Here is a 14623-nt window from a genome sequence, read left to right as displayed (position 1 = left end):
GGCGATAAATATATGAATATACCCAAGAGATTTTGCTCGAAAATCTTAATTCTCCTAATATTCTTTTCACTACTGATAAGTATATTCCCGAGTCAAATCTTTGCCAGTAATATGATTATTAATAGTGATGGCTCATTTGCCTTCGATACAACCTCCACAGCGGCGACGACAGGGATCAAATTCCGCACGGTAGGGTTTACAGTTCATCGGACAGAAATGTGTACTAGTACTCAATGTGACCCGCAATCAGGAACTCATGGTGAGATACGGATTCAGCAAGTAGGTCCTGATGTACCCGTCGGAAATGGACAAGTTCAAACTTTTTTTGAAGTTCCAGAAGAAATGGTATCTCAAGCGCTAGTGGAAGCCGGACTTGAAGATATTTCATATGGAGGAACCATTTATCTATCCGCTATTTTCCATGTTCTGCACTATAGCAACAATGTACTTGTCTCAGAAAGTGGAGATTTTGTTGACCTTCAGCATATAAAAGGTGCGGAATCTTGGGCAAACCTTGATGATTTTAGACAATATTATGATCGTAACGTCACGTACGCTCCAAAGTTTCCTGTTACCTTAATGCTCAAAAAAAGCACGGGACAGTTAATTTCTCAATCTGCTGTGGTCAATCCGGATGATCCATCACACAACTGGAAACCTGGTCAGACCATCACGGTTCCTCTTCAGGCAACACTTACTGGTGCAGATGGTAAAACATACAGATTAATTAAATCATACTTACAGTCTAAACATCATTTAAGCGATATGAACCATATTGTAACGGGTGTTATAGCCGAGCGTAACTTCACAACTTATCTCGGGGGAACCAACGTCATAGCCGTTTATGAAGAAGATGAGGGAACTCCTCCAACAGACCCGGCACCACAATGCAGCGTGGTAATTAATCCTCCGTCAAGAGGAACATTCCTATCAAATGCTGTACTTGACCCTGCAGCGTCAGGTGTTATTCGTGCAGACCACAGGGACGCCGAACAGTTTGATGTTACGCAGGGAATACCAACCATAGAGAGCCTGTATGCGAATGTACTGGCCAACAATTATCTTCATCAATATCAGTTTGTGAATATGACCGGAACCGTCACTTATACAATTCAGGTGCAGAAAACGTATAACTTGACTTGGACTATACCCGCCACTGCGGGTGTGCCTCCTGCAGCTGGAACCCCAGCCCAGCCGAAGGAACGCCCGGAAACCGTAACCAAGGATATAACCGTAACGAGGCCCTATTCCTATTGGCAAATTGACAATTTGGAGATCTACAAGCTTTCCAAATCGACGTTATCCAATTACGCGCTGCCGGGCGGTTCCGTACAATTGAATCCTGCCGGATATACAGAGCCTTCGCTTTCATCTGAATATAGTACGGACGTAGATGATCACGTAAGGCCATTTGCCTGCGAACCCATTAAATTGGATCCGGAAACGGTTTCCGGAACTACAACGGAGCCTCAAGTTCCTAACCAGACTGCCGCTTTCCAAAGTGAAGCAGAATCGAGTGTGGGCAAGAATACAGTGAATAATGATTCTGTCGTTTTTAATGAGATGACCATAATGGATCAAACAGAGGTACCGGAGTCGGCGCCTGCCCCATCCGCCTTACCCGCGCCAACTCAGATCGATCGGAATGTTCTATATGGCACGAATTATAAGATAGGGTCAACACTGCAGAACCGGGCGAATACATTAAGCTCCGGGTCCATCTATTACGACCTGATCCCTGGGAATGTGAACGGCGGCTCCAATAAAAGTTTTGCAATAAACGGCATTAATTCCGTAACAGTTCATACTCCTGTAGTCAATTACTCTGTTATTCCGGATGACAACCGGCCATATGATCAGCGGATGTCCCCGGACATGACAAGGACGGTGCTGATCCTGGACCGGCCGTTTACCGTTCATTTTACGGAGAGCGGGCAACATCTTAATATTCCGGGTTATGGCAGCAGAGATTACATGAAATATACCCTGAATAAAAGGATACAGTTTCCGTTTGGTGTGTTTGAAGGCAGCGAGTACTATTCCGAAGGCACCTGGATTAATATCCCTGTCGGAACGCCAGAAATGACTTTTACAATGCCGACTTGGGTGAATGAAGGCAATTATACTGTTCATACGCAATCGTGGGCCATTAATGGCACACCTGCAGATCCAACCGGTCTCTGTGAACTGAACAGGAACGGAGATCTCAATAATTATTGCGCCTCAAATAGCTTTGATGTAGGGGTGGTAGGACGCCTGTTTGATTTTCGCATATGGGATATCGGGGACTTCAGGTTTGAGAAGGTCTTCCGTACCGCAACGGGAAGCACTGATCACAGCCCGGCCATGTACTATACAGGGGGGAACGATGAGAACGGAAACCCAACAGCCTTATATGGACACAAGCAATGGTTCCTGCCGATCCGCAAGGGCTCCCATCCGGCCGAGCAAAAGACGGTTCCGCATAACGGGTATTCCTTCTTATTTGATTTCCGGACTATAGGGAATTTGTGGGAGCCGGGTGAGGGGATACGGATTGAACCTACGTTTTGGTTTGTTCCAAAGACTGGGGGTTCACCCGCTCCTGTGGATCTGTACTATGATATCTCTGGAACTGCGAATAAAATGATAGGCGTTGGTTCACCCAAGGATACTCTGAGTTATAAGCGTACCTATCGTCTGGCAGACAGCATGCGAAATATTCCAACCGGCGAGCTGTCTACAGCGGCCAGTTATGAATACAACTATATTCTGTCGGATGCAGAGCGGGCAGAGACTTCATGGACCAAGTTCTATAGGCTATACCTGAAGCGTAAAACGACAATAGGGAACGGGTACAACCTGGAGATACTCCCTTTTAAATCCAGAACTTTAGTAGGTCCCACGGTAATCCCGGCCTCTGTGAATCCGGTTACGGCGGTACGGAGTGTACAGCATTGGTATGGAGAATATCATTTGCCGATTGCTCCTTACATTCTCCCTAAGGGCACTAGTATTGTTTCACTCGCCAATCACTATGGAGGAGCCTTGGACGGGCATGAGCCGGAGTTTTTAAGAGGGGGATATATCCTCGTGAAATTCGAAATTTATACGATAAAAAATGGCGATGCCAATACACGCATTCTCGGATATAAGGCACCGATTGCTAATATGTGGGCCATTGAAGGTCAAATGGCGGGGGATACCGATGAATTGGGGCAGATGTTTTCATTTTCCTCAGGGGATATCATAATGTTCGAATCAGACTATTCTGTACGGAATGATTATCAGGGACAGAGCAAATAAAGAGCAAATAAAATGTGGGGATAAGCGGGAGGGTGGACATGGCGTCAACGAAGCTTATATTTAACGAGAATGAAGTTCAGCGCCTGCAGACCAGAATAGGCCAGGTAAGCCAGGACACCAACCGGCTATATCTGCAGCTGAAGGGCCAGTCCAGCGGCTGGGACGGGATTCCCCTGGGAGACCACCTCGTGAAGGCCCAGGTCCTGATCAATGAATTAACCGTAGAAGCCGAGAAATTGGAGGATATCATCCGGGTAGCCCTGAAGGGGGTCACAGGACTGCAAGAGGAGAATAAACGGCAGGCCGACAAGCTTACGCAGCAGTTTAGTCTTCTCGCAGGTGCATTCGGAAGCTTTGGGACGTCAAATACTGCTGGGCGGGTTTCCATTCCAGCCTTTGTGCAGAAGAGTGTATCGCATCTGATCACTTCTGTTACCGTCCTGCTGGGAAAGGATGAGCTGAATAACGATCCGGCAGTGCAGGAGCTGCGGAATATCATCCAAACCTCCGGTCTTTTGACCGTAGAGAGTATTGCGGCCCTCAGCAAGCTGAAGGATATCTTCGCGGCGCGGGATGGGATCGCGAAGGCGCAGATGGCCTTCAAGGTCTACGAAGCGTTCGGGAACAAGACGCAGATGGAAGCCGTCCACTCGGAGGCCGAGGAAGCACGCCGGAAGCTGGCGTCCTTGGGTGTAGCCAAGGTCCAATATGAAGCAGGGAAGGATCTGAGCGGCTATTTCAAGCAGCCGGCTGTTAAGGCCTGCAATTATGATCCGTCGATCACGGCGGAGAGTGTACCGCTCATACATAACGAAGAATATCTCCTGCTGCTGCGGCTGGCGATGGAGAAGAGTGCCGCTGGGAACTATGCGCGAAGCCAGCTGGAAGTGAAGCGGGAGGAGATCAGGATCGCTGAGGCTGTGAGGCAGGTCCAGGAGCAGATCGAAGCTGCAAGACGGCTAAACGGTCCGCCGCTGGAACTGCCGGATGGCACTCCGATTACCGCTAGCAACAAAAGAAATGAGACGACCTTTACCTATTATATGGAGCGGATTTCTGATCCCAAAGTAACCAATCAGGTGCTAGCCTATGAAATGTGGCTGGAAGACACGTACGGTATGACGGAATGGCGGAAAAAAGTCGTACAAGCGGACGCGGTAGTAAGAGCTTTTGGGGAAGGCTTGATCACAGAGGTCGTCATGGGTGTGGCGGATACGGCTACGTTTGCCTTCAAGCTTGTGGTCCACCCGGTCAAAACAACAACAGAAATGAAGAATCAAGCGGTGTATATCATGGAGCATCCGGAAGTACTGGTGGAAGCGGCCAAGATGGCGTATCATCAATTTGACGAAGGAACGCCGGAAGAGAAGGCAGCGATGCTGGGTTCGGTAGCGTCCATCCTGGTTCCGGGACTGCAGGTCACCAAAATCGGAAAAACCGGGAAAGTGTTCAGCGGGGTGGAAGACGTCGTCAGTCAAGCGGCGAAAGATGCCCTTAAAGGGATCAAGCAGAAGCTCCCGGATATGGGTCCGGTCTTACAGACACCGGAAGGGCTTGCCTTCAAGGCAGGGGAAATACCCGATACCCCAGCGTTGCCGAAGACATCCGTGCAGCAGCAATATATTGATGCGATGGATGAAATGGGTGGTGGCGGGAGTAGGATTGAGGGGCCGGGTGAAGCTAGTGACGTTTTTAAACATCAACAGTTCAAACAAGCCCTTATCAAAGAAGATGTTGTATCTCACTCCGATGTTATCATAAAGGGGGAAGATCTTTGGGATGATAAAGCCCGAATGTTACTAACAAAGGACGGTAGTAAAATAGAAGATTGGGCTAAAATGACATCGAAGCAACAATATGAAACTCCTTACGGGAAAGGAGAAGTACATTTTTATCAAAATCAGAAGACAGGAGAAATTAGTGTGTTTGATATAAAACTAAAGGTCTCCAAACCAAAAAATCTTAGAACAAATGAAAATGACCTGTTTTGGATAATTGAATTAGATGAAGACTTTAATATAAAGGGAGTAAGATAAATGAGGGTAAGTCTTAAAGCGAGCTCAGAGAAAAAAGAGAACCTATCAATGAATAATAAGTATATAGTATATTCTGTTGAAACTAGTAGAAACGGTGAGGAATTTTATAGAATAGAAAATGATGCTAATCAAGTTGTTCCTTACCCAAGTGCATTATTCGAGAGTGTTTCGGATAAAGTTAATTCTGATTGGATATTATGGAACAAGCCTAATAATAGTTCAGCATTATTACCCAGACAATTTGCTTATCTAAGTTTTTGGGAGGACTATTATAATGAAGAGTTAAAAGCTATAACAATATTTAATTCGGTCAAGGAACAGCTAATAAGTGAAGAGCTAGAAGAGAATGAAGTGCGTGAGTTTTTTGAAAATGAGGATGAAGAAAAGATAATTTTCATTCTTAATGGTCTTATTAAGACCGGGGATAACAGATTTGTTAATCAAGTAATACGGTATATGAAATCAAAATTGGAAGAAGGTCTAAGAGAAGATAATACTGCAATCCTTGCTTTTCGTTACCTGAGTCAATTCAAAGATAGTGAAGTAGAAAACTATTTCCTTTATTATTTAATGAACATTGAGCTGGGAAATGACCAGTTAACTGAAATAGTAAGTAAGTATTTTGAATAAATAACAAATCGTTTCCTTGTATCACGCTAAAGTGTTAAATATATAGGGCGATTTTGGTCGGGTCCATCAGGCAGATGCGTTGGCGTTGGTTTTTACCGAGGAATTGGTTAAAGAGGTAGTCATGGGCGTGGCAGATACGGCTACGTTTGCCTTTCTAAATATTTTCATCCTAATGTCAAGCCAGTAAAAATTGAGTATGCACAGCCGGAAAACTATCCAAAAGATTATGAGGCAGCAAATATAGAGGCAGGACTTAGTAAAACATCTAACCCATCTGTACATGAAAAAATAAACCTCCAGAAGGATATACCTGACATCATATGGAGGATGGAAATACAATGGTACTAGTTGAAAAAGATATTCACGACGAATATAAACACATGGGCGGACAGTCCATTGTAAATGGAACAGGAGGAGATTAAGTTGGAGATGCAAGGGGATATTGAAGTTTTAACAGAATCAAGACTTCAAGACTTTGAAAGAATGAATGGAGTTCAACTTCCCCGACAGTATCGAGAATTTTTATTGAAATACAATGGGGGTTATCCCAAACTATATTACTTTACCATCTCAAAAGAGCAAGGCATTGGTATGGTAAATATTTTTTATGGTATTGGTGAGATGTATGACAATTTAGAAAAGAAAATTGATATCTTTGACGATATAATAGATATAGGTTTTTTTCCAATCGCAGATGATTCGGGTGGAAATCAAATTTGTATAGGTCTTACTGAAAAGTATTCTGGCAATATTTACTTTTGGATTCATGATGAAGACCCCGAAGATATGAGTAATATGTATTTCATTGCTAAGGATTTCAAAGAATTTTTAGAGAAGCTGTATGATGAGACAGAAGAATAATTAGATAATAATAGATGAATTGATTATGCAGAGGCTACCCAATGCAGAATGAATTCTTTATTTAACTAGGAACATACTTAACCCTTGTAATACACAATTAAACAGGTCGATTATGGTCAGGTAACACCATGATTGGCTTGTTTTTGTTATGTTCGCTTTTTATGTTTTTTAAATTAATTGCAACTGTAGCGGATGCGGTAGTAATAGGATTGAGAGCTTGGGTGAGGCTTCAAAGCTTAAATTTACAGAACCTTCTTTTATCCAAGGGTAGCAAACCTAAAGGGAAGTATGGTGAAGGCGACTCCCATGGAATCAAAAAACAAAATGAAACAGCCGATGTATTGGCTGTTAATGCCTATGACATTGAAATGTTAGATGAAATTGATGGTGGAAATGGTCATGGCATTGTTGAGGGGTCGAATCCGGACTTTCTAATCGAAGGAAATGTATTTGATTGTTATGCTCCAAAACCAGATGGAAAGATACAAAGTATAATTAAAGAAATAGCAGGAAAGACAAAGAAACAATCTGGAAGAATTGTTTTGAACTTAGACAACTTTCCAAATGAAAAAGTTACCGAAATTATCGAAACAATCTTAAGAAAAGCAAATCCGGATGGAGATTTAAAAAGACTAGAAGAATTAATTTTAGTGAAGAATGGAAAGATTACAAGGGTATTTGGAGGTTAGAAGTGATGGATTGTACATTATACTTGGTCTCAAATTTGGATAAAGAAACACTTAAAACAACAATCTATGAGATAGTTTGCGATGCAGTTGAAGGTAAAGTAACAAACTACGAAAATTCTTCTCGTCTTAGCTGTAAATACTTCACACTTGATATTGAATTAGAAGATATTAATAGTATTGATTTTTTAAGAGAAGAATATGGATTGGAAATTAATGTGGAGATTGGGATTCAATTATTCGGGAAATTATTTTCTGAAGGATTAGTAGTGTTGTTTAAAATTTTTGGTAATATGTTGATGGCTTTTAATCCTGACATGGTGTTTGTAGAAAATGGTACAGATCAAATATTCAGAAAAGAAGATGCTACTGTAATCATAAATTCAAAGTTAGATCAATATCAGCAAAAGTATCTATCAGAAAAGATGATCACTTTACTACGACTTCCATATTTTTTTCAGGAGTTACCGAACTAAAGATGGAGGCCGGGGTATACCCGATGCCCCAGCGTGGCCAAAGACATCCGTGCTGGATATCAGGATGTTGTTATTTAGCAGCAAAGTAATCGGAATGGGGAGCATCTATATTTTTTGACGGCGCTTCTTCTCCTGCTTATAATGAACAAATATAACGCAGCAACAACGACGGGAGACGCGGAATGGATCAATATACGGAAGATATAGGTTATATCATGTGGAGAGTCACGAACAATTGGCAAAAGTTAATGAAAGCTGAGCTGCGGGAGGTGGATCTGACACATGTCCAGTTTGCGCTGCTGCGGTCCTGCCATGCACTGAATGAGCGGGAAAGCGCGTCCGGTGTGACGCAGATTCAGATTGCCCACAATTCTGATATCGATCCGATGATGGCTTCAGAAGTGCTGAGAACACTGGAGAAAAAAGGGTATATCAGCCGTGTGCCGCATCCACAGGATACCAGAGCCAAGCTGATCTCACTGACCGAATCCGGTGTAGCTGTTATGGAACGTGCCAGCCGGATAGTTATGAGCGCGGACCAGATGTTTTTCTCCAAGCTGGGGCCGGATATGCATGATTTCATTGCCCGCTTAAAGACGCTGTCGACATAGATCTGGAATGAATTTGCCAAAAGAAAGGTTAAAGAAAAACCTTGACTCCATTTAATAAGTGAACATATAATAAGCGGACATATAGATAATATGGATAGGCAATTCGAGAGGAGAACGTTAGTACATGAATGAGGCATCACAAATCAAGGTGAAATACAAGGTAATCCCTGTGCTCGTAGCGCTATTACTGGGGGGATTCATCGGTCTGTTAAGTGAGACCATGATGAACGTGGCCCTGCCGGTGCTTATGGCGGAGTGGAATCTTTCCGCTTCAACCGCACAATGGATCACCACAGGTTACATTCTGGTCATCAGCATCATTATGCCGGTTTCAGCCTTACTGCTGCAGTGGTTCACAACTAGAAAATTATTCGTGACTGCCATCAGCTTATTTATGCTCGGAACCTTGGCCGCAGGACTTGCCCCGGGCTTTGGGATGCTGCTTATCGGGCGTTTGGTTCAGGCAGCGGGTACCGCAATCTTGATGCCGGTCATCTTCAATACGATCCTGACTATTATTCCACCCGCCAAACGCGGGGCGGCTATGGGTATGGTAGGTCTCGTGATGATGGTAGCTCCGGCGCTTGGACCTACCGTGTCCGGGCTGATCATCGACAAGCTGGATTGGCACTGGATGTTCTGGGTGCTGGTTCCTTTCCTGGTGATCGACTTTATTATCGGGCTGCTTAATATTGAGAATGTGGCAACGATCACCAAACCGAAGATTGATATTTTGTCGCTTGTCCTGTCCACCATCGCCTTTGGAGGTATCGTATACGGGCTTAGTGTTGTGGGCGAAGGAGACGGAGGCTGGGGCAGTCCGAAGGTTATTGCCTGCCTTGTTATCGGACTTGCAGCACTCTTACTGTTTATCTTGCGCCAGCTCACGATGAAGCAGCCGATCATGAATCTGCGGGCGTTCAAATACCCAATGTTTACAGCAGGCACGTTGTTTATTGTTATCGGCTTCCTGACGATCTTCGCGACATCCTACCTGTTGCCGATCTTCATGCAGGGCTCGCTGAGATTGTCAGCGCTGTATGCCGGACTGCTCATGCTTCCCGCAGGGCTGGTCAATGCCATACTGTCACCCATTATCGGACGGAGCTTTGATAAAGTCGGCCCCCGGGTACTAGTTATTCCGGGTATGATCATTCTGTCCGCTGCCATGTGGATGTTCACTAGCGTTGACATAAATACTCCAGTCTACATGATCATTCTTATGCACTGCTGCATGACAGTAGGTCTGGCGCTTACCCTGATGCCTGCGCAGACGAACGGGCTGAATCAGCTGCCTCGGGAACTGCATCCGCATGGTACAGCCATCATGAATACCCTGCAGCAGTTAGCCAGTGCAGTCGGAACAGCTCTGATTGTAAGTGTGATGACTGCCGGCCAAAGTACTTACATCAGTACTCATTTGGATACCGCAGCAGCGGATATGGGATCACTAAGTCTGGCGGCAGGCGTGCATAATGCGTTCATTCTGGCGGCAGTTATCACGCTGATTGGTGTGATTGCCGGGTTCTTCGTGAGACGGAGTATCGTTCACAGCCATGCTGCACCACAGCCGGATACGCCAAGACGACAGACGGCTTCCTAATATTCGAGAGTTAATAAGGGGATTTCCGGCATTTGCCGGAGGTCCTCTTTTAACAATGGAGTACAAATATAGCGGGTTTCTATTGGTCACTTGCACAATGCATTTCGTCCGATCATCAATATTCTTTTGCTCCCCTAAGACCTTATAATGAGAGCGTGTTCAACAAGTACTTAGGGGGATATTCGAAATGGAAGGATTAATCATTGGTTGGTACGGAGCACTGGCAGGACTGGCAATTGCCATTATTCTGATCCTTAGAAAATTGAATCCGGTATACGCACTGTTCCTGGGAGCCATTGTAGGGGCGCTTATTGGCGGAGCCAATCTGGAACAGACAGTAAGCGTTCTTGTAAGCGGTACACAAAGTGTAATGGGCACGGTTCTGCGGGTGCTGGCCGCCGGAGTCCTGGCTGGTGTCATGATGGAATCGGGGGCGGCTGAAGCTATAGCCCAGGCTATCGTGAGAAAGTTCGGCGGGAGCAAAGCGATTCTGGCGCTGGCGCTGGCGACGATGGTCATCACGGCCATGGGGGTTTTCATTCCGGTAGCGGTATTAATTGTGGCTCCAATTGCTCTATCGGTCGGTAACAAGATGGGGATTTCCAAGGTAGCGCTGCTGCTGGCACTGTCGGGCGGAGGGAAGGCCGGGAATATTATCTCCCCGAATCCGAATACCATCGCAGCCGCACGGGGCTTCGACCTGGATTTAAGCCATGTGATGCTGGCGGGTCTGATCCCGGCCGTCTGTGGATTGATTGTAACCGTTATCCTTGCCTCAGTGCTGAAGAAAAAAGGTATAATGGTTACCACTGAAGAAGCTGCTAACGGTACCGACACTGCGAATACAGCTGCTTATCCGCCGCTCAGCCGAGCAATTGTCGCTCCTCTGGTTGCGATTGTCCTGCTGATGATTAATCCAATCGGTTCGATCTCCGGGATCGAAGCACTGGCCAGACTCAAAGTGGATGCGCTTTATATTCTGCCGCTGGCCGGAATTATCGGTATGCTGGCGATGGGGCAGGGGAACAAGGTTCTGCAGTATACTTCCTCCGGCCTCAGTAAAATGACTGCCACCGTCCTGATCCTGATCGGGGCAGGCGGAATTGCCGGCTTGATCTCTGCTTCGGATTTATCGAATCAGGTGGTTCATCTCATTGAGCTGTCCGGTATCTCCGGCACTTTTCTGGCGCCGATCTCCGGTATTCTGATGGCAGCGGCAACCGCGTCCACTTCGACTGGGGTTATTGTGGCGACCGGCTCCTTCGGACAGGCCATTCTGGATATGGGCACGGCTCCGCTGGCGGCAGCCGTTATGGTCCATACCGGAGCGACGGTCATCGACTCGCTGCCGCAGGGCACCTACTTCCACGTTACTGCTGACAGTATGAAGATGACGATCAAGCAACGTATGGGGCTGATTCCTTACGAAGCGCTTGTCGGCGGAACGATGACGATTGTGGCTACGCTGGTTTACGGATTTTTATTCTAATATCAATATCATATACGGGGTGTGGAAATGAGAGAGAAAACCTTTGTACTGGCACCGGATTCTTTTAAGGAGAGTATGACTGCGAAGGAAGTCTGTCTTGCGATGGAGAGCGGACTGCGGAAGATTTATCCGGAAGCGGCTTATATCCATGTTCCCATGGCAGACGGCGGAGAGGGGACGGTACAGTCTCTTGTCGATGCTTCCGGCGGGGAGATTCATTATAAAAAAGTCGTGGGGCCTCTGGGACAGCCGGTTACAGCGAAATACGGAATTCTTGGCGACGGAGAGACTGCGGCGATCGAAATGGCTTCTGCCAGCGGCATTCAGCTGGTGGACAAGGCAGACCGGAATCCGCTGATCACAACGACTTACGGTACAGGCGAACTGATTCTGGAATGTCTGGAACAGGGAATCCGCAAAATTATTATCGGCATCGGCGGGAGTGCGACCAATGACGGCGGCGCAGGCATGGCCGAGGCGCTGGGTGCGAGATTCATCGATGAAGCGGGGGAGTTGCTCCCGCGCGGCGGAGGCAGTCTGGGCCGGCTCAGCAGCGTCGACATCAGCTCGCTTGATGCAAGACTGCAGCAGGTTCAGCTGATTGTGGCCTGTGATGTGACCAATCCGCTCTGCGGCGATCATGGGGCATCGGCGGTATTCGGCCCGCAAAAAGGCGCTACACCTGAAATGGTACAACAGCTTGATGCCAATCTCGCTCATTATGCGGCGGTGGTGAAGCAGCAGCTTGGCAAGGATGTGCGGGATCTTCCCGGTGCCGGTGCTGCCGGCGGTCTGGGGGCAGGCCTTATGATCTTCACGCAGGCCACACTCCAGAAGGGGATCGAGATCGTGATCGAGTACACGGGTCTTGCGCGGAAGCTGGCGGATGCGGACTTCGTATTTACCGGTGAAGGCGGAATCGATTTCCAGACCAAATTCGGCAAAACACCGTATGGCGTAGCCCGTACCGCCAAGGCAAACGGCAAGAAGGTGATTGCCTTGGCCGGCTACATCGGCGAAGGAATTGAAACGCTGTATGCAGAAGGTATCGACGCCATCTTCGGCATAGTCCCGGGCGCTTCCAGCCTGGAGCAGCTGCTGGTCGAAGGCCCGGCCAATGTTGAGCGGACCTGCGAGAATATTGCGAGGTTGCTGAAGCTTAGCGAATAGTGGAGCTGGGCGGTTAGTGTAGCAAGGTGAATAGTGGAGCTGGGCGAATAGTTGAGTTGGGAGAATAGTGGAGCTGGGGGATTAGTGTAGCTGAGTGAATAGTGCAGCTGGGCGAAAAGCTGAGTTGAATTGGATTGAGTTGAGTCTGATTGAATAGCCCCTGGGATAATTCCCAGGGGCTATTGGTTTTGTATAGGGGAGAGTAATCTTAGGCAGAGGTGAAATCCTGCACGAAATACAACATTCTTCCCGTGATATCGGGTCTAATCACAGATTGTTGTATGAAATGCAACATTTCCCCGTGTATAGGCGGGTAAGCGGAGAAATTGTTGTATTTCATACAACAATCGTTACGAAACTGCCTGAATTTACGCTTCCGAGTTGTATTACGTACAACATTTGGAAACGCGGGGCAGTAATTCAACGCACGGGAGGCCCCGCAATCCGCACCCGCCCGCACCCGAGCCCGAGCACCCGCCCGCATACACCCGCACCCGCCCGCCTACACCCACATCCGCCCCCTCGCACCCGCACCCCGCCGACGCACCTGCCCGCCTGCCCGCACTCGCGCACCCTCCCGCGCACACCCTCCCGCACCCGCACCCTCACCCGCACGCACCCCCGCCAGGACATAACAACACGAGAAGCTGCTCTACTTATAAAGCGCCAGCAGCTCATACGTAAGCTCGAAGAGCTGCAGCAGATTCCTCGGGTCTTTGCCGGTAATACTCTCGATCCGCTTCAGGCGGTATTGCAGAGTATTGCGGTGAATATTGAGATGATCCGCCGTTTGCGAGACGCTGCAGTTATGGTTGATGAAGCTTCTAAGTGTCTCCAGCAGATCGGCGGTATCCTCCAGCTTGATCGCCCTGCCGGGTTTGTCCGACAGCTTCGCATGGCTGAGCTTCACCAGAAATTCAGCTTCTTCGAAGGTAATGGCTTGTGAAGCAGGCTTCAGCGCAAGCAGTATACCCAAGGCCGATTTGGCCTGGCGGTATCCCTCGGCAATGCTGGATTCCAGTCTGCCGGAGGCCAGCAGCAGGAGCGGCTGGTTATGCAGCAGCTCTGCAATCAGCGGGCTGCAGTCGGGACGGTTCTGGATCAGCAGCAGCCAGGTATCTTCATCCAGCTGGAAGGACGGGTAACGCAGCAGGAGCTTCGCAGCATCCTTTTCGGGATTGAAATGCTTGAGATAGAGTACCGTAGTCTTCAGCAGCAGATCAATATTGTAGGCAGCAGCTTCTTTTCTTAATTTCTGGGAATACGCTCCCTGATGGGCGAGCAGCATTTCCAGCATAGCCTTCTTGCGGTTTGCCTCATTCGCGAGATTCTCCAGCGTGTTCCGCTGTTCGATGAGCAGGGATACCGTGGTTCTTACGATGTTGCAAAAAGGCCGGACTTCCTCAGGGCTCCCGGAAATCCCGATCACACCAACGCGGGTGTTGCCGATGACAATCGGTTCGTTGGTCCCTTTTTTCTCATACAGACCATCCTCCAGCACCTCGACCATTTGCCCGGTGGACAGTGCTTTGACTGCCCCCTGGTGAACGGTGCCGACCCGTTCTTTCTTTCCGCTGCCGACAATAATCCCCTGATGATTCATGATGTTGATGTTATAAGGAATATCCATCATCATTTTGTCTACAATTTCCTGCGCCTGCTTCTCGGATAGCTGAAACAACCGGAATTTCCCCCTTCGCCGTGCCCGGATGGCTGCCTAGGCAACCTCAGTCTCTTCCATTGTGCATCTGAACAAAAGTATAGAGCATTCTGCAC

General features: G+C 47.5%; 12 protein-coding genes. 11 read left to right on the top strand and 1 reads right to left on the bottom strand.

Annotated elements, in window-relative coordinates; translation table 11 throughout:
- Positions 1-12: 12 nt before the first annotated feature.
- The 11 genes from NSU01_RS24500 to NSU01_RS24450 all read left to right on the top strand — a co-directional run bounded on the left by NSU01_RS24500 (position 13) and on the right by NSU01_RS24450 (position 12847).
- Positions 13-3285: a DUF5704 domain-containing protein gene (locus tag NSU01_RS24500; RefSeq protein WP_144026240.1), complete on the top strand. Its 3273-nt coding sequence runs from the start codon at positions 13-15 to the stop codon at positions 3283-3285.
- 38 nt (positions 3286-3323) lie between these two features.
- Positions 3324-5321, top strand: a complete 1998-nt coding sequence (locus NSU01_RS24495; RefSeq protein ID WP_076248957.1) for a hypothetical protein — start codon at positions 3324-3326, stop codon at positions 5319-5321.
- Between the two features lie 48 nt (positions 5322-5369).
- A complete protein-coding gene (locus tag NSU01_RS24490; RefSeq protein ID WP_144026241.1) occupies positions 5370-5951 on the top strand; it encodes a hypothetical protein in 582 nt (193 codons plus the stop codon).
- A gap of 320 nt (positions 5952-6271) precedes the next feature.
- Positions 6272-6373, top strand: coding sequence for an HNH endonuclease (locus NSU01_RS24485; protein WP_339302345.1), 102 nt, complete (start codon positions 6272-6274; stop codon positions 6371-6373).
- Positions 6374-6380: 7 nt separating this feature from the next.
- Positions 6381-6812 carry an SMI1/KNR4 family protein gene (locus tag NSU01_RS24480; protein ID WP_076248972.1) on the top strand — a complete coding sequence of 144 codons (432 nt, stop codon included), beginning with the start codon at positions 6381-6383 and terminating at the stop codon, positions 6810-6812.
- Between the two features lie 128 nt (positions 6813-6940).
- Positions 6941-7501, top strand: coding sequence for a hypothetical protein (locus NSU01_RS24475; protein ID WP_083705782.1), 561 nt, complete (start codon positions 6941-6943; stop codon positions 7499-7501).
- Between the two features lie 5 nt (positions 7502-7506).
- On the top strand, positions 7507-7974 hold the full coding sequence (locus NSU01_RS24470; protein ID WP_076248962.1) for a hypothetical protein: 468 nt from the start codon (positions 7507-7509) through the stop codon (positions 7972-7974).
- 182 nt (positions 7975-8156) lie between these two features.
- Complete coding sequence (locus NSU01_RS24465; protein WP_076248964.1) at positions 8157-8585, top strand: MarR family transcriptional regulator; 429 nt, start codon at positions 8157-8159, stop codon at positions 8583-8585.
- Positions 8586-8709: 124 nt separating this feature from the next.
- Positions 8710-10188: an MDR family MFS transporter gene (locus NSU01_RS24460; RefSeq protein ID WP_076248966.1), complete on the top strand. Its 1479-nt coding sequence runs from the start codon at positions 8710-8712 to the stop codon at positions 10186-10188.
- 187 nt (positions 10189-10375) lie between these two features.
- Positions 10376-11677, top strand: coding sequence for an SLC13 family permease (locus NSU01_RS24455; protein WP_076248968.1), 1302 nt, complete (start codon positions 10376-10378; stop codon positions 11675-11677).
- A 27-nt stretch (positions 11678-11704) separates the two neighbouring features.
- On the top strand, positions 11705-12847 hold the full coding sequence (locus NSU01_RS24450) for a glycerate kinase (RefSeq protein ID WP_076248970.1): 1143 nt from the start codon (positions 11705-11707) through the stop codon (positions 12845-12847).
- 652 nt (positions 12848-13499) lie between these two features.
- Here the strand turns inward: NSU01_RS24450 and NSU01_RS24445 are convergent.
- Positions 13500-14528 (bottom strand): sugar diacid recognition domain-containing protein, encoded by a 1029-nt coding sequence (locus NSU01_RS24445; protein ID WP_076248864.1) that lies wholly within the window; start codon positions 14526-14528, stop codon positions 13500-13502.
- Positions 14529-14623: the final 95 nt, after the last annotated feature.

The sequence above is a fragment of the Paenibacillus sp. FSL H8-0259 genome (assembly GCF_037963255.1).
GTDB classification, from domain to species: Bacteria; Bacillota; Bacilli; order Paenibacillales; family Paenibacillaceae; genus Paenibacillus_AQ; species Paenibacillus_AQ phytohabitans.
The sequence above is the reverse complement of the archived record's forward strand: the minus strand, read 5'-3'. Positions and strand labels throughout refer to the sequence as shown.